The 23,685-nt window shown below is 71.0% G+C and carries 20 protein-coding genes; 16 read left to right on the top strand and 4 right to left on the bottom strand.

Going from position 1 to position 23,685, the window contains the following annotated elements; translation table 11 throughout:
• The first annotated feature begins 145 nt into the window (after window positions 1-145).
• The 8 genes from ACFYWJ_RS21570 to ACFYWJ_RS21535 all read left to right on the top strand — a co-directional run bounded on the left by ACFYWJ_RS21570 (window position 146) and on the right by ACFYWJ_RS21535 (window position 11,248).
• The gene (locus ACFYWJ_RS21570; protein WP_355272341.1) at window positions 146-1,330 is read left to right on the top strand and encodes an MFS transporter; all 1,185 of its coding nucleotides are present in this window, start codon (window positions 146-148) and stop codon (window positions 1,328-1,330) included.
• A gap of 41 nt (window positions 1,331-1,371) precedes the next feature.
• Window positions 1,372-2,607, top strand: a complete 1,236-nt coding sequence (locus ACFYWJ_RS21565; RefSeq protein WP_355272343.1) for an aminotransferase class I/II-fold pyridoxal phosphate-dependent enzyme — start codon at window positions 1,372-1,374, stop codon at window positions 2,605-2,607.
• On the top strand, window positions 2,604-4,169 hold the full coding sequence (locus tag ACFYWJ_RS21560) for a carboxyl transferase domain-containing protein (protein ID WP_355272345.1): 1,566 nt from the start codon (window positions 2,604-2,606) through the stop codon (window positions 4,167-4,169). The genes ACFYWJ_RS21565 and ACFYWJ_RS21560 overlap by 4 nt, the downstream gene beginning before the upstream one ends.
• Window positions 4,166-6,100, top strand: a complete 1,935-nt coding sequence (locus tag ACFYWJ_RS21555) for a biotin carboxylase N-terminal domain-containing protein (RefSeq protein WP_355272347.1) — start codon at window positions 4,166-4,168, stop codon at window positions 6,098-6,100. Before ACFYWJ_RS21560 ends, ACFYWJ_RS21555 begins: the two co-directional genes overlap by 4 nt.
• Before the next feature lie 116 nt (window positions 6,101-6,216).
• Window positions 6,217-7,734, top strand: a complete 1,518-nt coding sequence (locus ACFYWJ_RS21550; RefSeq protein ID WP_355272349.1) for an ABC transporter substrate-binding protein — start codon at window positions 6,217-6,219, stop codon at window positions 7,732-7,734.
• 36 nt (window positions 7,735-7,770) lie between these two features.
• Window positions 7,771-8,769, top strand: coding sequence for an ABC transporter permease (locus ACFYWJ_RS21545; RefSeq protein ID WP_355272351.1), 999 nt, complete (start codon window positions 7,771-7,773; stop codon window positions 8,767-8,769).
• Entirely contained in the window at window positions 8,766-9,608 is an 843-nt protein-coding gene (locus ACFYWJ_RS21540; RefSeq protein ID WP_355272353.1) for an ABC transporter permease, read from the top strand. The genes ACFYWJ_RS21545 and ACFYWJ_RS21540 overlap by 4 nt, the downstream gene beginning before the upstream one ends.
• Window positions 9,605-11,248, top strand: a complete 1,644-nt coding sequence (locus ACFYWJ_RS21535) for an ABC transporter ATP-binding protein (RefSeq protein ID WP_355272354.1) — start codon at window positions 9,605-9,607, stop codon at window positions 11,246-11,248. Before ACFYWJ_RS21540 ends, ACFYWJ_RS21535 begins: the two co-directional genes overlap by 4 nt.
• Before the next feature lie 13 nt (window positions 11,249-11,261).
• Here ACFYWJ_RS21535 and ACFYWJ_RS21530 read toward each other — a convergent pair whose 3' ends face one another.
• Window positions 11,262-11,906: a hypothetical protein gene (locus tag ACFYWJ_RS21530; protein WP_355272356.1), complete on the bottom strand. Its 645-nt coding sequence runs from the start codon at window positions 11,904-11,906 to the stop codon at window positions 11,262-11,264.
• A 131-nt stretch (window positions 11,907-12,037) separates the two neighbouring features.
• Between ACFYWJ_RS21530 and ACFYWJ_RS21525 the strand changes: the two genes are divergently transcribed.
• From ACFYWJ_RS21525 to ACFYWJ_RS21515, 3 genes are all read left to right on the top strand, one after another.
• Window positions 12,038-13,204, top strand: a complete 1,167-nt coding sequence (locus ACFYWJ_RS21525) for an AI-2E family transporter (protein ID WP_355272358.1) — start codon at window positions 12,038-12,040, stop codon at window positions 13,202-13,204.
• A 145-nt stretch (window positions 13,205-13,349) separates the two neighbouring features.
• On the top strand, window positions 13,350-14,147 hold the full coding sequence (locus tag ACFYWJ_RS21520) for an SAM-dependent methyltransferase (protein ID WP_355272360.1): 798 nt from the start codon (window positions 13,350-13,352) through the stop codon (window positions 14,145-14,147).
• 272 nt (window positions 14,148-14,419) lie between these two features.
• On the top strand, window positions 14,420-15,253 hold the full coding sequence (locus tag ACFYWJ_RS21515) for an acyl-CoA thioesterase domain-containing protein (RefSeq protein WP_355272362.1): 834 nt from the start codon (window positions 14,420-14,422) through the stop codon (window positions 15,251-15,253).
• On the opposite strand, the gene ACFYWJ_RS21510 is transcribed toward ACFYWJ_RS21515, so the two are convergent.
• From ACFYWJ_RS21510 to ACFYWJ_RS21500, 3 genes are all read right to left on the bottom strand, one after another.
• Window positions 15,254-16,789, bottom strand: coding sequence for an AMP-binding protein (locus ACFYWJ_RS21510; protein ID WP_355272363.1), 1,536 nt, complete (start codon window positions 16,787-16,789; stop codon window positions 15,254-15,256).
• A gap of 72 nt (window positions 16,790-16,861) precedes the next feature.
• Window positions 16,862-17,410, bottom strand: a complete 549-nt coding sequence (locus ACFYWJ_RS21505; RefSeq protein ID WP_355272365.1) for a nitroreductase/quinone reductase family protein — start codon at window positions 17,408-17,410, stop codon at window positions 16,862-16,864.
• A 47-nt stretch (window positions 17,411-17,457) separates the two neighbouring features.
• The gene (locus ACFYWJ_RS21500; protein ID WP_355272367.1) at window positions 17,458-18,645 is read right to left on the bottom strand and encodes a helix-turn-helix domain-containing protein; all 1,188 of its coding nucleotides are present in this window, start codon (window positions 18,643-18,645) and stop codon (window positions 17,458-17,460) included.
• 211 nt (window positions 18,646-18,856) lie between these two features.
• Here ACFYWJ_RS21500 and ACFYWJ_RS21495 point away from each other — a divergent pair, with 211 nt between their 5' ends.
• From ACFYWJ_RS21495 to ACFYWJ_RS21475, 5 genes are read left to right on the top strand one after another with little or no spacing between them, the layout of a single operon-like run.
• Window positions 18,857-19,774, top strand: a complete 918-nt coding sequence (locus tag ACFYWJ_RS21495; RefSeq protein ID WP_355272368.1) for an SMP-30/gluconolactonase/LRE family protein — start codon at window positions 18,857-18,859, stop codon at window positions 19,772-19,774.
• Between the two features lie 46 nt (window positions 19,775-19,820).
• Window positions 19,821-21,080, top strand: coding sequence for an acyl-CoA dehydrogenase family protein (locus ACFYWJ_RS21490; protein WP_355272370.1), 1,260 nt, complete (start codon window positions 19,821-19,823; stop codon window positions 21,078-21,080).
• Window position 21,081: 1 nt separating this feature from the next.
• Entirely contained in the window at window positions 21,082-21,873 is a 792-nt protein-coding gene (locus ACFYWJ_RS21485; protein WP_355272372.1) for an SDR family NAD(P)-dependent oxidoreductase, read from the top strand.
• Complete coding sequence (locus ACFYWJ_RS21480; RefSeq protein WP_355272374.1) at window positions 21,870-22,619, top strand: SDR family oxidoreductase; 750 nt, start codon at window positions 21,870-21,872, stop codon at window positions 22,617-22,619. Before ACFYWJ_RS21485 ends, ACFYWJ_RS21480 begins: the two co-directional genes overlap by 4 nt.
• On the top strand, window positions 22,616-23,683 hold the full coding sequence (locus ACFYWJ_RS21475) for a phosphotransferase family protein (RefSeq protein WP_355272375.1): 1,068 nt from the start codon (window positions 22,616-22,618) through the stop codon (window positions 23,681-23,683). The genes ACFYWJ_RS21480 and ACFYWJ_RS21475 overlap by 4 nt, the downstream gene beginning before the upstream one ends.
• Window positions 23,684-23,685: the final 2 nt, after the last annotated feature.

Here is a 23,685-nt window from a genome sequence, read left to right as displayed (position 1 = left end):
CCGCCGGTTCACCGGGACGCCATCATCCGTTCGTTCTCCTAACGAGAATCACGGCGATTCGAACCATGGCCCCGCCGTGTCCTGACGCCGTATACCTGTACCCCGGACCGGATAATCCGAATAGTTCAGGGGGAGAACATTGTTCGTGCGCGAGGGCGCCGAGACCGTGTCACCGGCGACGCAGCGGGCCGTGGTCGCCACCGCGTGTGGCGCTGTCACCGCCGCCCAGATGGCCACCACGATCTACCTTCCCGGGATGCCCGCGCTGGGCGCCGACATCGGCGCGAGCGAAGGCGTCCTGCAACTGTCGGTGGCCGTGTTCGTGGTGTTCGCGGCGCTGCCCGTCGTCGCGTGGGGCCGCGCGGCCGAACGCTACGGCCGGGTCCCCGCGTTCGTCGCGGCCGGGGCGCTCTTCGTGCTCGCCAGCGCGGCGCTGGCACTGATCAGCAATGCCCCGGAACTGCTGGGGCTGCGTGTGCTCCAGGCGATCGGCGCGGGCGGCATCGCCGTGGTCGGGCGGATGATGATCAAGGACCTGTTCACCGGCGCCGACCTGGCCCGTCAGCTCGCGCTGCTGTCGATGGCGTTCGTGGTCGCGCTCGGTGGTGGCCAGGTGATCGGCGGCATCGTCACCTCCACGGTCGGGTGGCGCTACGGATTCGTCGTCCTGGCGATCCTCGCGGCGATCCCGGTGATGTTCGCGCTGCGCGTCACACTGCCGAGACCGGCGGAGACCGCGAGCGGGCGCGGAGCGGCGCGGCGCCTGTTCGGCGACCGGACCTTCGTCGCCAGTGCGGTCGCCGGTGGCATCGGCTTCGCCGTGATCGTGATGATCCAGCAGAAGTCCGCGTTCATCTTCACCGATCGATTCGCGTTGCCGCCCTGGGTCTTCGGCCTGTTCGGCGTGCTCTACGGCGCCGCCTACCTCGGGGGCGCCACCTATGTGCGGCGGGCCGTGCGCGGGGTCGGCGCGCGCACCATGATGCGCCGCGGCGCCTGGATCATGCTGGCCGGATGCGTGCTGGTCACCGTCGTCTGGGCGGTGGACCTGCCGCGCGCGGTCGCGCTGCCGATCTTCCTGGCCGGCTACGTGACCACCACCTTCGGCCAGGCGACGCTGTTCCCCAACAGCGCCGCGCACGCCGTCAGCCACCTGGCCACCGGCGCCGCCATCGCCGTCTCCTGGTGCGCCCTGATCCAGCAGGGCCTGGCCGGCCTCGCCTCGCTGGCGGGCCCCGCGCTCACCGGGCTGCTCGCCTGGTCACTCGTGCTCACCGCGCTCGCCGCGGCCAATGTCGCGCTGGTCGCGACCCCCGACAACCGAACCTGAACGCCCTCATCGACGCTCGACCGCCAACGAAGGACTACCGAATGGTTACCCACCAGTTCGCCAACATCCGTAGGCAGCTGCACCTGAGCAACACCTTCTGGGACGACAGCACGGCCAACGGACTGGTCGACATCGTCGCGACCGACATGCGCGACGGCCTGGTCAACGACCGCGACGGTCGCACGATCGTGAACTTCTCCTCGTACTCCTATCTCGGTCTCGACAGCGACCCGCGCATCGTCGCCGGCGCGCACCGCGGCCTCGACGAGACCGCGACGATCAACTCCTCCATCTCCCGGATGCGGATCCGGTTGTCGCTGCTGGAGGAGGCCGAACAGCGCCTGTCGCGCACCTTCGGCGCCCAGGCGGTGACCGTGTCGTCGTGTGCCGCGGCGGCCTGGGCCACCCTGCCACTGCTGGCCTCGGGCGAACTCACCGACGGCCGTCCACCGCTGGTGGTGTTCGACAAGAACGCCCACTTCTGCCTCAACGCCATGAAACCGCTGGTGGCCGACGAGACCGAGCTGGTGACCATCGAGCACAACGACATCGCGGCGCTGGAAGAGCTGTGCCGCACCCATGACACGGTCGCCTATGTCGCCGACGGCGTCTACAGCACCGGCGGCGGTGCGCCGCTGCGGGAACTGCACCGCCTGCAGGACCGGTACGGGCTGTTCCTGTATTTCGATGAGGCGCACGGCATCTCGACCATCGGGCCGGGCGGGCGCGGGTACGTCCTCGGGGCGTACGAGGGCTGGCGCGAGCGCACGCTCGTGATCGCCTCGCTCAACAAGGGTTTCGGCGCCAGCGGCGGCGTCATCTTCCACGGCGCCGAGGGCGACCACTCCCGCACGCCGACCCTGCTGCGCACGAGCGGGCCGCTGATGTGGTCGCAGCGGGTGAACACCGCCGGGCTCGGCGCCATCGTGGCCGCCTGCGATCTGCACGACGACGGCACCGTCGACACCCTCCAGCGCGCGCTGCGCGAGCGGGTGCGCCTGTTCGACTCCCTGGTCGACACCGAACTCGCCGGGGACGGGCTGCCCATCCGGTTCGTCTCCATCGGCAGCGAGGACGTCACCGTGGCCGTCGCCAGGGACATGCTCGAGGCCGGTTTCTACACCTCGCCCGTGTTCTTCCCGATCATCCGGCGCGGCAGCGCGGGCCTGCGCCTGATGCTGCGGGCCGATCTCGCGCCCGAGACGATCCACCGCTTCGCCGACACCTTGAGCGCGAGCCTGGCCGAGCATCAGCAGCGGGCGGAGCAGCCCGCATGACCGTCACCGTGGAGAACACCCTCGGCTTCGAGGGTCAGCGCACGCTGCTGCGCGAGCACACCGCCGAGATCGTCGCGCCCCGCCGACGTCCGGGCGACGCCAAACTGCCGGTGCGCGAACGGGTCAACCGCGTCCTCGACCCCGGCACGCCGTTCCTGGAGATCGGCCGCCTGGCCGCGCACGAGGTGTACGACACCGATCTGCCCGCCGCCGCGCTGATCGTCGGGATCGGCACCATCCACGGCCGCCCGTGCATGATCTTCGCCAACGACCCGCACGTCAAAGGCGGCACGTACTACCCGCTCACTATCAAGAAGCAGCTGCGCGGCCAGAAACTGGCCCGCGAGTACAAGCTGCCGTGTGTCTACCTGGCCGACTCGGGCGGGATCTATCTCCCGCTGCAGGAGGAGATCTTCCCCGACGAGGAACACCTCGGGAAGATGTTCCGCAATATCGCGGAGATGTCGGCGCTGGGACTGCCGCAGATCTCGGCGGTGCTGGGTATCTGCACCGCGGGCGGCGCCTACATCCCCGCCATGAGCGACGAGACGGTGATGGTCAAGGACCTCAGCACCGTCTTCCTCGGCGGGCCCCAGCTGGTCGAGGCCGCCACCGGCGTGGTCGTCGACGCCCAGACCCTCGGCGGCGCCGACCTGCACGTGCGCGAGACCGCGGTCGCCGACCATCTCGCGGTGAACGAGGTCGAGGCACTGGCGATGATCCGTGACATCGTCGCGCGCACCCCGGGTGACCGGGTGCATCCCCCAGCCTTCGAGGTACGCGAACCCCTCGACGATCCGGCGCGGCTGCCGGAACTGATTCCGGCCAGCACCAAGAAGGAGATGGACGTGCGCGCGATCCTGCGCTGCGTCGTCGATGCCGGATCCTGGGTCGAGTACCGCAAGGACTACGGCATCACCATGGTGTGCGCGACCGCGCGGATCGCCGGCTACGAGGTCGGCATCGTCGCCAACCAGGGCGTGATCTTCCCCGACAGCGCCCTCAAGGCCACCAACTTCATCCAGATCTGCCACCAGCGCCGCATCCCACTGTTGTTCGTGCACAACGTGAGTGGGTTCATGGTCGGCGAGGAGTACGAGCGGGCGGGGATCGCCAAGCACGGCGCGAAGATGGTCAATGCCGTGTCCTGCGCGACCGTGCCGAAGATCTCGCTGGTGATCGGCGGCAGTTTCGGCGCCGCCAATTTCGCGATGTCGGGCCGCTCGATGGGCGGGCAGTTCATGGCGATGTGGCCCAATGCCCGCTCCACCGGCGTCGGCGGCGAACAGGCCGCGGCGGTGATGGCGATCCTCAAGCGCGACCGGCTGCGCCGCGAGGGCAAGGAACTGGGTGCGGCCGAGGAGGCCGCCATCAAGCAGCCGATCATCGACAGTTTCGAACGCCAGTCGCTGCCCACCTATATCGCCGCCCGCATGTGGATCGACGCGGTGGTGGAGCCGGAGGACACGCGATCGTGGCTGGCCCAGTGCCTCTCACTGGCGCACGAACGGTGGGACCGGGCCGAGCCCGCGCCCGCGAACTTCGGGGTGTTCCGGCTGTGATCACCCGACTGCTCATCGCGAACCGGGGCGAGATCGCCGCCCGGATCGCGCGCACCTGCGATCGTCTCGGCATCGAGTACGTGACGGTCGCCGTCGACGAGGACCGCGACCTGACCGGCCACGCCGGCGCGGTGACCACGGTCCCGCTGCCCACCGGCGGCTACCTCGACGCGGCGGCGTTGATCCGCGCGGCCACCGACACCGGCTGTGACGCCGTCCATCCCGGCTACGGGTTCCTCTCTGAGAACGCGGGTTTCGCCCGCGCGGTGCGGGCGGCCGGGCTGGTGTTCGTCGGGCCGAGTTCGCGGGTGATCGAGACCATGGCCGACAAGGCCTCGGCCCGTCGCGTCATGGCGGCCGCCGGGGTGCCGGTCCTGCCGGGCACGGCCGAGGCGACCGAGGACATCGACGTGCTGGTCGACGCGGCCGCCGCCATCGGCTATCCGCTGATCGTCAAACCCGCGGGAGGCGGTGGCGGCAAAGGCATGTCGGTCCTGCGCTCGGCGGCCGGGCTGCCCGCGGCACTGGCCTCGGCCGCACGCACCGCGACCGCGGCCTTCGCCGACGGCCGCCTGCACCTGGAACGCTACGCTGAGCGGGCGCGCCACATCGAGGTGCAGGTGTTCGGTGACGAATTCGGCAGCGCCGTCCATCTTTTCGACCGCGACTGCTCGCTGCAACGGCGGCATCAGAAGGTGATCGAGGAAGCGCCCGCACCCGGGATTCCGGCGCAGGTGCGCGACGCGATGCTCGCCGCCGCGGTGCAGGGCACCCGGGCGCTGCAGTACGTCGGCGCGGGCACCTTCGAATTCCTGCTGGTCGGCGACGAGTTCTTCTTCATCGAGATGAACACCCGGCTGCAGGTGGAACACACCGTCACCGAGGAGATCACCGGCGTCGACCTGGTGGAGTGGCAGCTGCGGGTCGCCGCGGGCGAACCGCTGCCCGCCGATCAGGCCGAGATCACGGCATCGGGCGCCGCGGTGCAGGTGCGGATGTACGCCGAGGATCCGTTCCGGTCGTTCCTGCCGTGCCCCGGCGAGCTCGAGGTCACCCACTGGCCGCCGGTGCGGGTGGAGCGGGCGTTCACGCGACGGCTGCGCGTCACCGGCGGCTTCGACCCGATGATCGCCAAGCTCGTCGCGACCGGCGCCACCAGGGCCGCGGCCCTGGCCGCCGCCCGCGACGCCGCCCTGGCGCTGCGCTGGACCGGCATCTCGACCAATCTCGGCTTCGCCGCCCAGGTGCTCGACGCCCCGATCGTCGCGGCGGCAGGCCACGACACGGCCTATCTGGACCGCATCGACCCCGTCACCGAGTTCGGCGACCCCGACGAGCTCGCCGCCCTCGCGGTCGCGGCGACCCTCGCCGCGCCCGACCGGGCGACCCCGTGGTCGGCGGGCGCACCGGGCGGTGACCGCGTCTGGCTCGATCCCGCCGACGGCGACCTGGGCACCGTCGACCTCACCGTCGACGGCAGGCCGATCACCGTGCGGGTCGGCGGCTACACCGGCGACGCGGTCCTGCTGCGCGCCGACGCCACCACACCCGCCGTCCCCGCCGTGCGCACCGGCGAGACGGTCACGGTGGACTCGGTGCCCGGCACCGTCCGGCGCCGCGGCGACGGATGGGAGTGCCAGATCTCCGGGGTCACCCGGGCGGTCCGGTTCGCCGAATACCGCGCACTCGCCGGGGCCGACGCCGACCCCGAAATCCGTTCTCCCATGCCCGGAACGCTCGTCCGGCTGCATGTCGCGTCGGGCGCGGCGGTCGAGCAGGGCCAGCTGCTCGGGGTGGTCGAGGCCATGAAACTCGAGCACGAACTCACGGCGACCCACGCCGGAATCGTCACGGTGACCGCCGCCGAAGGCGCGGTGGTCACGACGGATCAATCACTGTTTCTCATCGAGGAGAGGGGCGCCGCGCTGTGATGCGGACACGCCGACTTGCGACAGCTCTGATCGCGGCCACGGCCGTGCTGGTCTCCGCGTGCAGCGGAACCGACACCGCCGCAAGCGAATCGGCCCAACCGACGAGCGGCGGCTCGTTGACCTGGGGGGTGGAAACCGAGCCGACCACGCTCAACCCGCACCTCAACGGCCAGAGCAACACCAAGATGCTGCTGCGCAACACCTACGAGACGCTGCTCGCGCGCACCGCCGACGGCGGCTTCGTGCCGTGGCTGGCGACCGGCCACGAGGTGTCTGCCGACGGGCTCACCTACACCTTCACCCTGCGCGACGGCGTGAAGTTCACCGACGGCACCCCGCTCACCGCGGCCGGGGTGGCCCGCAACTTCACCACCATGCAGGACGTCGCCTACTCCGGCGGGTTCTCCTCCGGCCCGCTGTCGAACCTCGCCGGCGTGACCGCGCGCGACGACCGCACGGTGGTCTTCACCCTGAAGAACCCGTACGCGCCGTTCCTGGACTTCGCCTCCGGTTTCGACATCATCTCCCCCGCCGCGTTCGACAAGCCGCAGCTCAAGGCCGGTGGACCCGAGATCGCGGGCACCGGTCCGTTCATCCTGGACCGCTACGTCAAGGGGCAGGAACTGCACTTCCGGAAGAACCCCGACTACAACTGGGCGCCGCAGAACGCCGCGCACCAGGGCCCGGCCTACCTCGACGAGCTCACCTACCGGTTCCTGCCCGAATCCTCGGTCCGCACCGGCGCGCTCACCTCCGGCCAGGTCGATCTCATCGAGGGCGTCTCCGGCAACGACGCGTCGCTGTTCCGGGACAACCCCGACTTCACCTATCGCACCGCGCTCAACAACGGCAGCCCGTACACGCTGTACTGGAACGCCACCTTCGGCGCGGCCACCGACGAGAAGGTGCGCAAGGCGCTCAACAACGCCGTCGACGTGGACGCGGTGCTGCAGTCGATCTATCGCGGCCAGCGCACGCGCGGCTGGGGCATCGCCTCCACCGTCGACACGCTGTTCTACGACAAGAGCATCGAGCGCGCCTACGGTGCCGACAAGAACGCCGCCAACCGCCTGCTCGACGAGGCGGGCTGGACCGCCAAGGACGCCGACGGGTTCCGGACCAAGGACGGTCGGCGCCTGACCATCGAACTGGTGCAGGCCCAGTCCACGGTCCGCGACCAGCGTGAGGTGCTGCTGCAGGCCGTGCAGGCCCAGGCCAAGCAGAACGCGGGCATCGACCTGAAACTGTCCTATGTCGACCTGGGCACCTACGCGGAGCTGCGCAAGAACAACACCTTCGGCTCGATCGCCAACTCCGACACCCTGACCGGCGGCATCGACATCGAGAACCACTGGTACCCGCCCACCGCCAAGGGCACGCTGAACTACAGCCGCGCGGGCGATCCCGAGCTGTCCGGCTGGCTGCGGGCCGCCGCGGCCACGATCGACACCGCCGAGCGCGCGAAACAGTACGCCCAGCTGCAGCGCTTCGCGCTCGTCGACAAGGCCTACGGGCTGCCGCTGTACATCCCCGAGAACCAGATCGCGGCCGCGACCCACGTGCACGGCGCGGGCTTCCGTCCGTACAAGCAGCTGCCGGAGAGCGCCTACGACATCTGGGTCGATCGTGGCTGACCCGGCGCCCGCACCCACCGCCGCGAGGTGGTGCCGGTGACGCTCGACGTCACCGCGCCCACCCCAGTGGCGCCCGCGGCCGACTCCGCTCCCGGCGCTCGCGCCGGGGTGGCGGGACGGGTTGCGCTGCGGGTACTTTCGGGCCTCGGCGTGCTGTGGGGCGCGGCCACCCTGTCCTTCCTCGGCGTGCGGCTCGCGCCGGGCGATACGGTCGACGTCCTGATCGGCGAGCAGCCGCGCACCCCGGAGGTGGAGGCCGCCATCCGCGCCGAATGGGGTCTCGACAGCCCCACCGTGGTCCAGTACGCGCGCTATCTGTGGAATGTGGCGCACGGCGATTTCGGGCGCTCCTATGTGCTGCAGCGGCCGGTGTCGGAGGTGATCGGCTCGCAGGCCGGGCCGACGCTGGCCCTCACCGGGGCGGCGCTGCTGGTCGCGCTGGTGTTCGCGGTCGTCGTCGCGACCACCACGGCCCGGCGGCGGCGCGCCGCCGCGGTGGCGAACGCCGTGGAGCTGGCACTGGTCTCGACGCCGTCGTTCTGGCTCGGCATCGTGCTGCTGTCGGTGTTCAGCTTCCAGCTGAAGATCTTTCCGGTGGCGGCGAACAAAGGGCTCGCGGCGCTGGTCCTGCCCGCGCTCGCGCTCGGCCTGTCGCTCGGGGCGGTCATCTCCCAGGTGCTGCGCGACGGGCTCGAGCGGGCCCTGGACGAACCGTTCGCGGTGACGGTGCGCTCCTGGTCGGTCAGCGAGACCGAGCTCGGGCTGCGGCACGGCCTGCGCCACGCCGCCCTGCCCGCGGTGACGCTGACCGGCTGGCTGGTCGGCGGACTGCTGGGCGGGGCGGTGATCATCGAGGAGGTCTTCGGCAGGCCGGGGCTGGGCCGGGTGACGGTGGACGCCGTCCTCGCCCAGGATCTTCCGGTGGTGCTCGCCGTGGCCATCCTGTCGGCCTTCGTCTACGTGGTGATCAGCACGCTGGTCGATCTGCTGTATCTGGTGCTCGACCCGCGGCTGCGCCGGGGCGGTGCGCGATGACCACGATCGAACTCCCGCGCGCACGACGTTTCACTCCCGCGCCGGGGGTAGCCGTCGCGGCGGTGACGGTGGGACTCGTCGCCGTCGCGGTGCTGGCTCCCACCGTCCTGGCCGGCGCCGACCCGCTCGCCGCCGATCCGCTGTCGGCGCAGCTGGCGCCCAGCGGCTCGCACTGGTTCGGCACCGATCATCTGGGCCGCGACGTCTTCACCCGGGTGGTCCACGGCGCGCGCTACTCACTGCTCATCGGCGTCACCGCCGTGGCGATCGCGGTCGTGGCGGGCACGCTGCTCGGCCTGCTGTCCGGGCTGGCGCGGGGGCCGCTCGACGAGCTGATCACCCGCTTCCTCGACGTGGTCTCCGCGTTCCCCGATCTGCTGCTCGCCCTGGTGCTGATCTCGTTCACCGGGCCCGGCACCACGAATCTGATCGTCGCCCTCGGCATCGCCTCGATCCCCCGGTTCGCCCGGGTCGTGCGCGCACAGACACTGGTCGTGCAGGAGTCCGGGTATGTCGAACAGGCCCGCACCTTCGGGCTCACCCGGGCCACGCTGGTGTGGCGTCATGTGCTGCCGCACGCGGTGGCGCAGGTGCCGATCCTGGCGACCATCGGCCTCGGCACCGCGATTCTCGGCGCGGCGGGCCTGAGCTTCCTCGGCATGGGTCCGCAGCCACCGGAACCGGAATGGGGCGCCATGCTCGCCGAGGGCCGCAACTATCTGCGCAATGCCTGGTGGATCGCCGTGCTCCCGGGCGTGGCCGTCACCGCGACGGTGATCGCGGTGAGCTCGCTGGGACGGCACTGGCAACGGCACTACGACGGAAGGCCGCGGGCATGAGCCTGATCGACATCGCGAACCTGCGCATCGGATTTCCCGGGCAGGGCGAGGTGGTGCACGGCATCGATCTGCGGATCGCACCGGGCGAGGCCGTCGCCCTGGTGGGCGAATCCGGGTCGGGCAAGTCGGTGACGGCCCGCGCGCTGGTCGGCCTGGCCGGGCCGGGCGCGACGGTCCGCGCGGACCGGCTCGCGCTCTTCGGACAGGACGCGCGGCAACACCGAGACCGGCAGTGGCGCACGATCCGCGGCAGCGACATCGGTTTCGTGTTGCAGGACGCCCTCGTCTCGCTGGACCCGCTGTGCTCGATCGGCGCTCAGCTGGCCGAAGCGCAACGCGCACTGACCGATCTGCGCGGGCGGGCGCTCGCCGAGCGCAGCGTGCGGCTGCTCACCGAGGTCGGCGTGCCCGAACCCGAACTGCGCCTGCGCCAGTACCCGCACGAACTGTCCGGCGGACTGCGGCAGCGGGTGCTGATCGCCACGGCGATCGCGGGCGACCCGCGCCTGATCATCGCCGACGAACCGACCACGGCACTCGATGTGACCGTGCAGCAGCAGATCCTGGACCTGCTCCGGCAGCGCAAGGCCGACGGCACCGCGCTGCTGCTGATCAGCCATGATCTCGCGGTGGTCGGCGAGGTGGCCGACCGGGTGCTGGTCATGCGCGACGGGGAGGTCGTCGAACAGGGCGCCACGATCGATGTCCTGACCCGTCCGGCGCACCCGTACACGAAGAAGCTGCTGGCGGCCGTGCCGTCGGCGGCGTCGCGCGGGTCGCGGTTGTCGGTACCCGCCGAACCCGCGCCGGACCACCCGGCCGCACCCGAGCGTCCGGCCCTGCCGCCACGCGTGGTCGACGAGACCCGGGTCGTGCTGTCGGTGCGCGCGCTGCGCAAGACCTACGGCGCACGCACGGTGGTCGACGATGTCGACTTCGACCTGTTCGCGGGCGAAACCCTCGGCATCGTCGGCGAATCGGGCTCGGGGAAGACCACGACCGCCCGGCTCGCGCTGCGGTTGGTCGCACCGTCGTCCGGGCGCGTCATGGTCGACGGGAAACCGTGGAGCGACTACTCCGAGCGCGAGCTCCGCCCGTTGCGCGGCGCCGCGCAACTCATCGCACAGGACCCGCTCAGCTCCTTCGATCCGCGCTACACCGTCGAACGCGTCATCGGCGAGAGCCTGGACACCGTCGGGGTACGCGGGGCGGCACGCGCCCGCCGAGTGCGCGAGCTCCTCGACGCGGTCGGCCTGGGCCGCGACCTGCTCGAGCGTCATCCGCGCACGCTGTCCGGCGGGCAACGGCAGCGGGTCGCGATCGCGCGCGCCCTGGCACCCAGCCCGGCGCTGCTCGTCGCCGACGAACCGGTCTCGGCCCTCGACGTCTCCGTGCAGGCCCAGATCCTGGACCTGCTGGCCGATTTGCAGGCCGAGTTCGGTACCGCGCTGCTGCTCATCTCGCACGATCTCGGCGTGGTCCAGCACGTCGCGGACCGCGTGCTGGTGATGAAGGACGGGCGGGTAGTCGAGTCGGGTGCGGTCGACGACGTCCTGCGCGCACCGCGGCACGACTACACCCGCCGCCTGATCGCCTCGGTTCCCCGGTTGCCGGAGTTCGCCGACCCGCACCGGGACTGACCGCCGGTGCGTCTCAGAACGGGTACTCCAGGCACAGCTCGCCCGCGAAACCGCGGGCCGCGTGCTCGCGCATGCGGCGTCCGTACACGGGGTCGGCGGCCAGGGCGGTGTAGGTCTCGAACACGCAGTGCACCAAGCCCGCCGCCTCCGCCGCGTAAACGTCGAACCCCGGATACATCAGGCCGACATAGGGCATGTCGTCCACGTCGAGGGCCAGCACCGGGTACTCCCCCGCCGAATCCGGCTCGCCGACCGCCAGCACCCGCCGGGAGTCCGAGCCACCGGGCAGCAGGAAGCACTCCGGGAACCGGTCGGCCAGCGGCGCGTAGATCTCCCCCCACGGTGCGCCCAGCTCGTCGTCGACCAGTTCGTCCAGGGTGCGGGGCGCGAAGGCACCGTCGTCCGCGAACCAGCCGTGGCGCTCGAACAGGCTCCGGTCGAAGGCCAGCCATTCCCGCAGGCTCGGCGACAGCGGGCGCCCCGACGGGAACACCGCGCCCGCCAGCACGTCCGCGGACATCGGCCGCGGCGCGCCGTCGACCCACGGCGTGTGGCCGACCCACGCGACGGGCTCGACCATCGACCGGCCGGGATCAGCCCGCACCGCGTCGAGCACCCTCCGGGTCAGGCCGACACCGTGCTGGACCTCTACTGTCATGGCGCGCAACGTAACAGGCCACACCGACAGCCGCGAGCGCACCGGTATCGCGGGCAGCGCAGCCGGAACGGACGCGAGACAGGCCGCGTCGGTGCCGAAATGTGGGCTCCTCCGGGGCGACACTGGGATCCGTGGACACCGACTCCCCGGACAACACCGCGCGACCGATCGCTCGGGCGAGAATGCCCGAGTGGCTCCCGCGGGCGATGGTGCTGGCCCTGGTCCTGTTCGGGTTGTTCCTGCTCGCCGACTGGGCGTTCCGCCGGCTGCTCGGGCTGCTGATCGTGCTGCTGGTCGCGTTCTTCGTCTCGCTGGCGATGGAACCGGCCGTCGGCGTGCTGGCCCGCCGCGGCGTACCGCGCGGACTCGCCACCGCGCTCGTCTTCCTCGGCACCTTCGCCTGCGTGCTGGCCTTCCTCGCGGCGCTGGTGACGCTGCTCGTGGAGACCACGACGAATCTCGCCCGCGAATCCCCCCGGCTGCTCGACGAAGGCATCGACCGGTTCAATCGGACCTTCGACCAGCACGTCACCACGCACGACCTCAGCCAGCGGCTGCTGCGCGAGTCCGATCTGATCGAGGGCTACGCCCGCACCGCGGCGGACAACGTCTGGGGCGTGTCGACCACGGTGCTCGGCGGGCTCGTCCAGATCCTCACCATCGCGCTGTTCAGCATCTACCTGACCGCGGGCGGGCCCCGGGTGCGGCGCACCGTGTGCTCGCTGCTGCCGCCGTCGCGTCAGCAGACCTTCCTGCACGCGTGGGATCTCGCGATCGACAAGACCGGCGGCTACCTGTATTCGCGGGTCCTGCTGGCCATCGTCTCGGCGATCGCGCACGGGGTCTTCCTGGCGATCCTCGGGATCCCCAATCCCGTCGCCCTCGGTGTCTGGTTCGGCGTGATCTCCGCGTTCATCCCGACGATCGGCACCTACATCGCCGCGATCCTCCCGGTGCTCGTCGCCTTGACGGTGGATCCCCTCGACGCGGTGTGGGTCATCCTGTTCGCGGTGCTGTACCAGTGGTTCCAGGACTACCTGCTGCAGCCCCGGATCACCGCGCGCACCGTCGACGTCAATGCCGCGATCGCGCTGCTCGCGGTCCTGGCAGGCGGCGCGCTGCTCGGCGCGGTGGGGGCGCTGCTGGCGATCCCGGCCACCGCGACGGTGCAGGCGTTCCTGTCCGAATACGTCAAACACTATGCGGTGAGCGAGGATCCGCGTATCGAGCAGACGGCGTCGCGCCGCAAGCGCGCCAAGAGCGCTCCGGCCCCGCAGACCGATCAGGACGCGGAGTAGGTCTGATCGCCGCTGATCTACCCGACGGTAGGGGCCACCGGCCGGTGTGAATCTTGTACTGTCACAACAGATCAGAAGCTGCCTACCGTCAGCACTGCTCGTCCGGGTGACTGACGCCGTCGAACTCTGCTGAGGAGCCAGGTTCATGACCGAAACCGATACCCCGGTGATCCGGACCGACATCCCCCATTCCGCCCGGATCTGGAACTACTGGATGGGCGGACAGGACAACTACGAGATCGACCAGATCGCCGGCGACGCCGGACTGGCCGTCGACCCCGACATCTCCACCATGGCCGTGCAGTCGCGCCAGTTCCTGATCCGCGCTGTCGGCTTCCTCGCCCGCGAGCGCGGCATCCGCCAGTTCCTCGACATCGGCACCGGCCTGCCGACCATGCAGAACACCCACGAGGTCGCCCAGAGCATCACCGCCGACGCGCGCATCGTCTACGTCGACAACGACCCGCTGGTGCTGACCCACGCCCGGGCCCTGCTGCGCAGCACCACCCCCGAAGGCGTCACCACCTACATCGACGCCGACTTCCACAACCCCGAGCAGATCGTCGCCGACGCGCGCAACGTCCTCAACTTCAACGAGCCGATCGCGGTCATGTTCATGGGTGTGCTCGGTCATGCCCGGACCTACGAGGACCTGCTGCGGATCGTGCGGACCGTGGTCGGCGAGGTGCCGTCGGGCAGCCACCTGATCATGTGGGACGGCACCGACGACAGCGAGGCCTATGTCACGCTGTGCGAGAACTACACCGGCACCGGCGGCACCCCCTACATTCCCCGGCCGCAGGCGCAGATCCGCGCGGTGTTCGACGGCCTCGAACTGGTCGACCCCGGCTTCGTGTCGATCACCCAGTGGCGCCACGACACCGTCGAGGTGGGCGAGGTGCTGCCGATCTCGGCCTACGGCGCGGTGGCACGCAAACCCTGAACACCACCGGCCACCACCGGCAGCGCGACACCACCAGCCGCCCTGCCGGTGGTGCCGGGGACCGCTTGTCCGGCGAATGATGTTTCAGCACAGAAACATTCATGTGACATCCGATGGTCGGGGTAGCGAACGGCGAAGAACGGAAGCAAAGATGAGGAGACCGCCGACTCGCCCCGGGGACCATCTGTGAGTCGAGCGCCACCGATGCCGCGTGTGGAGCGAGATCGCCTATGCCACAAGGGAGCCCGCCGGTGAGCCAAGCATTCTTTCGTGTGACGACCGAGGTCCGCACCCAGACCGAGATCCTGATCCCGGAGCCCGAGGCGGTCGCCGGCTGGGAGGGCGGACAACTCCGCGGCATGGCCGTCGGCGCCGCACTGGCCCGCGCGGTCGAACGCGAGGTCGCGGCCAAGGGCCGGACCGATCTGCGGCCGGTCCGGTGGACCCTCGACCTGTTCCGCCCGGTCTTCCTGCGCCCCTGCCGCATTCGCGTCACCGTGGTGCGCGACGGCCGCAGGCTCTCGCTCTTCGACGCCGTGCTGATCCAGGACGACCGACCGGTCGCCCGCGCCGGCGCGCTGTACCTGCGGCCCGGGGTCGATCCGCAGGGTGTCTGCTGGTCGCCCGGCACCATCGCCGATCCCCCGCCCACCGATCGGCTCCCCGAACCCGGCCGGAATCGGGTCTACTTCAGCGAGGACGCGGGCTGGGGACCGGACCCGCGCACCCATCACAATGTGGGCCGCACCGGAATCTGGCACCAGCCCATCGCGGTGGTCGCCGGCGAAGAGCCGACGCCGTTCCAGTTCGTCGCCGGACTGGCCGACGTGACCAATGTGATCGCCAATCTCGGCAGCAACGGCCTCGAATACATCAATGCCGACGCCACACTCACGCTGACCCGGCTGCCGGAGGGCAACGAGGCCGGGCTGCTCTGCCTCGATCGGCTGGCCGAGGACGGCATCGTGATCGGCACGGCCGCGGTCTACGACCGCAAGGGGGTGTTCGGCACCACGACGGTCAGCTCCCTCGCGAACGCACGCGGTGCCGCCGATCTGAGCGTCATCGGGACGCTGGCGCGGGCCGGGGCCGCCGAGGCGGGCTGATCACGGCGCCGCGCGCAGTTCCCGCTTGTAGAGCTTGCCGGAATCGTCGCGCGGGAGTTCGGCCACGACGCTGATCCGCGAGGGCAGCTTGTAGGCCGCCAGTTCCCTGGACAGCGCCGCCGCGACCTCGTCGGGATCGAGAGCGTGGCCGGGACGGGCGACGAGGTACAGCACCAGCGCCTCGCCGAGGTCGTCGCCGGACGGCACACCGACCGCGGCGGCGTCCTCCACGCCGGCCAGTGCCATGGCCGCGTTCTCGATCTCGGCCGGGTAGATGTTCACCCCGCCGCGGATCACCACCTCGCTGGATCGCCCGGTCAGGAACAGGTAGCCGTCGGCATCGAGGTATCCGGTGTCGCCGACCCACAGCAGATCGCCGTGGGTGACCGCCGACCCGGCCCGGTGCAGGTAGTCGAAACGCGGCCAGTAGTCGGCGCCACGGACGAACACCCGCCCCGGCTGCCCGGCGGGCAGTTCCGCGCCGTCCTCGTCCAGGATCGCGACCGCCGACCCGTCGGCGGGGCGACCCACGCTGCCGGGCCGTGCCAGCCATTCCGCGGCACCGATCCAGGTGATGGTGCCGGTCTCCGTGCTGCCGAAGTATTCGATCAGCGCATCGCCGAACCAGTCGATCGCCGCCCGTTTGATCGCGGGTGGGCACGGCGCCGCCGAATGGATCAGGTGGGTGAGGCTTCTGGTGTCGTAGCGCTCGCGCACCTCGGCGGGCAGTGACAACAGCCGGGACAGCATCGTCGGCACGATCTTGGCCTGCTGGATGCGATGCCGCTGCACCAGCCGCAGGAATCGTTCGCTGTCCCAGCGCGGCATGATGGTGATGTCGGTGCCCATCCGCAGCGCGAGCACGGCCACCGCGTTCGGCGAGGTGTGATACATCGGCCCGGCCACCAGGATCCGGCCGCCGGGGGTCACCCCCATCCGCTGCGCGATGCCGCCCGCGATGGACAGCAGCTGGTGCGGCGTCATCCGTTCCCGCAGGACGCCCTTCGGGGTGCCGGTCGTGCCGGAGGTGTAGATCAGTCCCATCGAATCGGCCACGGCGCCGTCGAGATAGCCGACCGGCTCGGGATGGTCGGTGATCCACTCCGTCAGGAGCGGATGCCTGCCCGTCGGCACCGACAGCGCGAGGTCGAGCCCGGCCTCGGACAGTGTCGTTGCCGGCATGGCGATCTCGACGATCCGGGCCGTGCTGCCCACGCGGTCGCGGGCGTCTTCGACCGTGGCGACGAACTCGGTGTGCGCGAAGATCACGCGCGGGGCACAGTCGGCGAGCACATGGGCGACCTCGCCCGCCCGCCAGCGGGTATTGATCGGCACCGGGTTCCCGCCCGCCGACGCGATGGCCAGCGACACCTCGAGGAATTCGATGTCGTTGCGGGCCAGCACCGCGACCCGGTCCCCACGGCCGACACCGGCGGCGAGCAGTGCCGCGGCCAGGCGGCCCGCCCGGTCGTGCGCGTCTGGCTGGGCACGCAATCGGTCGCCGCAGCGGATGATCGGAGTCGCGGTGTCGGCCATCGCTACCTTCGCCTCGGGAGTCGGTGTCCCTCAGCGTATCCGGACCCCGGAGCGGGGACAGTGCCGCGCGGCTCAGGTCGCCAGGTCGATGGCGACGGCGCGCCCGGTGCGGAACCAGTACTCGTGCAGCGCACGGATCTTCGCGCGCGAGGGCAGGCCGCGCAGGTGGAGCGCGCACTCACCGACATCGACCGGGACCACGGTGTCGCACAGCAGCGCGCGGGCGACCTCGAGCTCCGCCGGATCGGTGATCTCCCTGGCCGTGCCGTGGTGGGTGCCGTCGCGCAGTTCCAGGGTGACGCGCGGATCGGCGCGAACATTGCGCAGCCACGCGTTGACCGCCTGCGGCCGGTCGAGGGTGACCTGGGGCGGCATCAGCTGCACCAGATACGCCCGATCACCGGCCCGCATCACCCGCACGCATTTCGGGCGGGGCAGGCCGGTCTTGCGTCCGGTGGTCGTGAGGATGCCGTAGCCACGGGGAACCCGCAGCCGGAACCACGGCAGCATCCCGGCGCTGAGCAGCTTGCCGTCGCGCGGACCGCGGATCAGCCGACCGTGCTTGCCGACTTCCGCCTGCGCCGCCGCTCGCCGGGCGCGCTGCTCCGCTGCCTCGTCCATCTGTCCATCATGCGCGCACCGGCCCGGGGGCGTCGCCGCTTCGCCGGTCACCGCGACGGCGGGTGCACGCCGGGATCGCGGTGCAGCAGCCACCACGCGACGATGAGGTCGTCGGTCCGGCCCAGATCGAGGCCGGTGAGCTCGGCGAAGCGGGTGAGCCGATTGCGGACGGTATTGCGGTGCAGGTACAGCCGGGCCGCCGTGTCGTCGATGCGCTGGTCGCAATCGAGGTAGGTCCCGACCGTACCGAGGATCTCGTCGGCTCCGCCGTGGCGGCGCAGCGGCGCCAGGTGTTTGTCCGCGAGCAGCCGCGCGATGTCCTCGGCCTCGCCGAGCAGCGGGAGCGGCCCCAGCGATCCGAGATCGACCAGGCCGCTCCTGCCGTGCCGCATCGCGAGATCGAACGCGCGACGCGCCTCCCGGTAGGACGTCGCGGCGTCGCCGAGCGGTACCGCGGATCCCACAGCGACCAGGCTGCCGTCCGGCAGCGTGTCCGGGGTCCGCGGCAGCAGGGCGACCAGGTGCTGATCCACCACCGTGTCCACGACCGGCAGTCGCGTCGTCGAACCGCGTGCCCGCAGGGCGGCGAGCAGGTCCGTGGCCGCGGCCGTACCGTTCCACGCGGCGCAGGCGATCCGGTACCGGTGCGCGGGATCGAGCCGGTGCTCGCGCGCCTCGGCGCGCAGGACCGCCGGGGCGACCGTGCCGTCGACGAGGCTGCGCAGGAAGTCGGCCCGCCGCGCGGCCCCGGTCACCGCCCGTTCCCGCAGCACCCGGTGGATCGCGGTGGCGGACGCGGTCGCCCATTCCCAGGTGAGGTCCTGCATCTCGTCGATCTCGGCGGCGGGCACCCCGTGCGCGGCGGCCCGGCGGCGGATCAGCTCGAAGATCCGGCGCGCGCCGATCTGCAGGCTGTGCGCCACCAGATCCAGCGGGATCTGCTGGTCGGCCCAGGATCTGGCCAGGGTGGTGAGCTCGTCGAACCCCGCCTGCGCGGCGTCGTCCTCGCCCAGTTGCCCGACGACGATGCGCAGCACAGCCCGGGTGTTGGTCTCGATCGAGCCCGCGTCGACCTGGTCGTAGACCGGGATGCTGTCGCGGTAGAGCCGTGTCAGGTCGGCGGCCATCTCGTTGAGTTCCGGATCGACCTCCGCGATCAGCGCGGCCACCCGGGCCGCGGCCTTGCGCCGCCGTGGTCCCAGCTCGAGCGCGGGCATCGGCGGAGTGGTGTGCATACGCACAGTCAACTCGGGTGGCGCGCCTATTTCAACGTCGCTGACCGGGGCCCAGAATGGCATGTGCACAGAGCGCGGCAGTGGGCGGCGCTCGATCACAGGGGAGGCACGCATGGTCGTCGGTGCTCGGTCGGGACCTCGGATGACGCCGGTGCGCTGGTCGCCACCGACGGCGACACGCAGGGCCGGGCAGCGCCGGAGCACGCCGCCGATGCCCGCGATCCGGCGGATCGAGCTCCCCGGCGCGGGCCCCGAAGACGTGGTGATCGGTGCCGACGGCCTCGTCTACACCGGCATCGCCGACGGCCGGATCCTGCGCGTCGACCTCACCACCGGGACCGTCGAGACGGTCACGCACACCGGCGGCCGTCCGCTGGGCCTGTGCGCGGTCGCCGACGGAACCCTGCTCGTCTGCGACGCCCACCGCGGCCTGCTGCGCTGGACCGGGACCGAACTCGAGGTCCTGGTGGACACCGTCGACGACGGCCCGGTGAACATGGCCAGCAATGTCGTGCGGGACCCTCGCGACGGCACCGTCTATTTCACCGCGTCCTCCCGCCGCTGGCCGCTGGACCTGTGGATGGGCGATCTCATGGAGCACTCCGGCACCGGCCGCCTGTTCCGGTACTCCCCCGACGGAACGACCGAGACCCTGCTCGACGGTCTCCAGTACGCCAACGGCGTCGCCTTCACCCCCGATCAGGACTCACTGATCGTCGCCGAGACGGCGGCCTACCGGCTCAACCGCTACTGGCTGCGCGGCCCGAAGGCCGGTACCCGCGAGGTACTGGTCGACAATCTGCCCGGTTTCCCCGACAACATCGCCCTCGGTTCCGACGGACTGATCTGGGTCACCCTGGCCTCGCCCCGCAATCCCCTGCTCGATCGGCTGCTGCCGACCCCGCCCCTCGTGCGACAACTGTTGTGGCAGGTGCCCGATCGGCTCAAGCCGCGCCCGGTCCGCACCGCCTGGGTGATCGCGGTCGATCCGGACGGGACCATCGTCCACGACCTGCAGCGCGACGGCGCGGACTACGCGATGGTCACCGGCGTCGCCGAGGCGCACGGCACGCTCGTGCTCGGCAGCCTGGACGAAACCGCCCTCGCGATCACCCACCTCCCCGCCTGACCACCGGCGAGATCACCACCCGTTCCCTTTCCCCGAAAGCAGAGACATGGACTTCGCACCCAGTGCCCGCGCCACCGATCTCGCCGGCCGCGTCCGCGGCTTCATCGCCGAGGAGATCGCCCCGATCGAGGCGGACTATCACCGCCGGGTAGCCGCGCTGCGCGAGACCGGCGCCGATCCGTGGGATCCACTGCCCGTGCTCGCCGACCTGCGCGCCATGGCCCGCGCGGCCGGACTGTGGAATCTGTTCCTGCCCGCCGCCCACGCCGGCGAGTACGCCGCGCGCTTCGGGACCGACGGCGGCACCGGCCTCACCAATGTCGACTACGCCCCGATCGCCGAGGAGACCGGGCGCTCGTTCCTGGCGCCGTACGTCTTCAACTGCAACGCACCGGATTCCGGGAACATGGAGGTCCTGCTCCAGTACGGCGACGCCGCGCAACGGCAGCGGTGGCTCGAACCGCTGCTCGACGGCGGCATCCGGTCCGCCTTCGGGATGACCGAACCCGACGTCGCGTCCTCCGACGCCACCAATATGGCGGCCACCGCCGTCCTCGACGGCGAGGACGTCGTCGTGAACGGCCGCAAATGGTGGACCACCGGCATCGGCCATCGCGACTGCGCGCTCATCATCTTCATGGGCCTGACCTACCCCGAGGCCGAGAAGCATCGCAGGCACACGATGGTGCTGGTCCCCGTCGACACTCCCGGGGTGCGGATCGAGCGGATGCTGCCCGCGATGGGCCGCTACGACGAGCCGTTCGGCCACGGTGAGGTGTCGTTCTCCGACGTGCGCGTGCCCGTCGCGAACATCGTGCTCGGCCCCGGTCGCGCCTTCGAGATCGCCCAGGGCCGTTTGGGTCCCGGCCGCGTCCACCACTGTATGCGGCTGATCGGCCTGGCCGAGGCCGCGCTCGCCGCGGCCTGCGAGCGGGCGACGATCCGCACCGCGTTCGGCAAGCCGCTGGCCCGGCTCGGCGGCAACCGGGAACGGATCGCGCAGGCGCGCATCGCGATCGACGCCGCGCGTCTGCTCGTCCTCAACGCGGCCTGGAAGCTCGACACCGTCGGCGCGTTCGGCGCGCTCAGCGAGATCAGCCAGATCAAGGCGCACGTGCCGTCGATGGCGCAGCACGTCATCGACTTCGCCATGCAGATCCACGGTGGTGCCGGGCTGTCCGACGATGTGCCGCTGTCGGCCGCCTGGACGACCGCGCGGGCGATCCGCCTGGCCGACGGTCCCGACGAGGTGCACCTGGACATGGTCGGGCGGCTCGAGCTCGCCAAGTACGGGCAGGGGCGCTGACGTGGCCCGAGTGCTGATCACCGGCGGGGCGTCCGGCCTGGGTGCCGCCTTGGCCCGACGCTTCGCCGCTCGCGGTGACCGGGTCGTGGTCACCGATCTCGCCGACGACGCCCCGGTGCCCGCGGGCGCCTCGTATCTGCGCCTGGACATCACCTCCGAGCAGGACTGGGACCGCGCCCGCGACACCGTCCGCTCCACCCTGGGCGGCCTCGACATCCTCATCAACAACGCGGGCATCGCGGCGGGCGGGCGCATCGACCGGGTGCCCGCTGAGGAGTGGGCCCGGGTCATGTCGGTCAATGTGCTCGGTGCCGCGACCGGGTGCCGGACCTTCACCCCGATGTTCCAGGCGCAAGGCAGCGGTCACCTGGTCAATATCGCCTCGATGGCCGGTCTCGTGCATCCACCGGCGATGGCGCCCTATACCGCCGCCAAGGCCGCGGTCGTCGCCCTCAGCGAGAGCCTTCGCTACGAGCTGGCGCCGCACGGCATCGCCGTCTCGGTGGTGTGCCCGTCGTTCTTCCACACCGACCTGGCGTCGTCACTGAGCGACGCCGACCCGCTGATGTCCGAGATCGCCCGCCGCCTGATCGACGGCGCGACCGCCGACGCCGAGGCCATCGCCGCCGCCGCACTCGCCGGCATCGACGCCCGCCGCTTCCTCGTCCTGACCGACCGGTCCGGACGCGTGGCCTTCTGGACGAAACGACTGCTGCGCCCGCTCTACGACCGGCAGCTGACCACGATCGGCCGTCGCATCACGGCGGCCGAGAACAAGGAGACTTCCCGATGAGTACCGGCACCATCGTCATCACCGGCGCCAGCGCCGGGCTCGGCGCCGAGATGGCGCGGCAATTCGCCGCGCGCGGTTACGATCTCGGCCTCTGCGCCCGCCGGGTCGACCGCCTCGACGACCTGCGCGACGAACTCGTCGCCGCCCATCCCGGCATCGTGGTCCGCACCGCCGCCCTCGATGTCACCGACGACGCCGCCGTGCAGACGGTATTCGAGAAGTTCCGGGCCGAATTCGGCGTCCTCGACCGGGTCGTGGTCAACGCGGGCCTCGGCCACGGGGCTGCCCTCGGCACCGGCGGGCACGCCGCCAACCGGCGGACCGCGCTCACCAATTTCGTGGGCGCGCTCTCCCAGAGCGAGCACGCGCTGGCGGCGTTCCGGGCGCAGGGCCGCGGTCACCTGGTCCTCATCTCGTCGTTCTCCGCGCTGCGCGGTATGCGCCGTTCGATGACGGTCTACGCCGCGAGCAAGGCCGGTGTCGCCGCCCTCGCCGAAGGCCTGCGCTCGGAACGCATTCCCGGCGTGGACATCTCGCTGATCTGCCCCGGCTACATCCGATCGGAGATGACCGACCGCAAGGAGGGCCGCACCACCTTCATGGTCGACACCGAGCCCGGCGTCGCCGCGATGGTCCGCGCGATCGAGGCGCGCAAATCGGTCGCCTACGTCCCGGCGTGGCCGTGGGTTCCGCTGTCGGTCGTGGTGAAGCGGCTGCCGGTGTCACTGCTACGGCGGCTGACATGACCCGGTCCGCCACCCGCACCGTGCGCGCCGAGGACGCCTTCGATGTCGCCGCCCTGGCGGCGTGGCTGCGCACCGAGACCTCCGAAACCCTCACCGGGCTCCCGCAGGTGCGTCAATTCTCCGGTGGCGCTTCCAATCTCACCTATCTCGTGCAGTACCCCGAGCGGGATCTGATCCTGCGCAGGCCGCCCGGCGGGCACCGCGCCGACGGCGCGCACGACATGGCGCGCGAGTACCGTGTGCAAACCGCCCTCGGCCCGGTGTTCGACTACGCACCGCCGACGGTCGCGCTGTGCGAGGACGACAGCGTGCTCGGTTCGCCGTTCTACCTGATGGAACGGCTCGACGGCCTCATCCCGCGCAAGGAACTCCCACCCGAACCCACCTGGACGGCGCCGCGGGTGCGCGCACTGTGCACCAATGTGCTCGACGTCCTCGTCGACCTGCACGCCATCGATCCGACCGCCGCGGGCCTGGACTGGATGTCCAAGGGCCCCGGCTATGTCACCCGGCAGGTGTCCGGCTGGTCCGATCGCTATCGCCGCGCCCGCACCCGCAACGTCGGCTCGTTCGAGTCGGTCATGTCGTGGCTGGCCGCCCACCAGCCGCCCGATCGCGCGACAGCCTTGATCCACAACGACTTCCGCTTCGACAACATCGTGCTCGACCCCGCCGACCCGATCCGGCCCATCGGGCTGCTCGACTGGGAGATGGCCACCATCGGCGACCCGCTGATGGACCTCGGCAGTGCCCTGGCCTACTGGGTCCAGGCCGACGACAACCTCGCCTTCAGATTCTTCCGGCGCCAGCCCACCCACACCCGCGGCATGCTGACCCGCGACGAGGTGGTCGAATACTACTGTCGCCGCACCGGAATCGGGCTCACGGATCGCGAATGGGCCTTCTACGAGGTCTTCGGGCTGTTCCGCCTGTCGGTGATCTGCCAGCAGATCTACTACCGCTACTACCACCGCCAGACCACCAACCCGGCCTTCCGCTCCTTCGGTCTCGCCGTCCGACTCCTGGAATGGCGCTGCCGCGCGGTCATCCGCCGTAGCAAGTGAGC

Origin of the sequence: Nocardia sp. NPDC003269 (genome assembly GCF_042888005.1) — a bacterium.
GTDB lineage: Bacteria > Actinomycetota > Actinomycetes > Mycobacteriales > Mycobacteriaceae > Nocardia.
The sequence above is the reverse complement of the archived record's forward strand: the minus strand, read 5'-3'. Positions and strand labels throughout refer to the sequence as shown.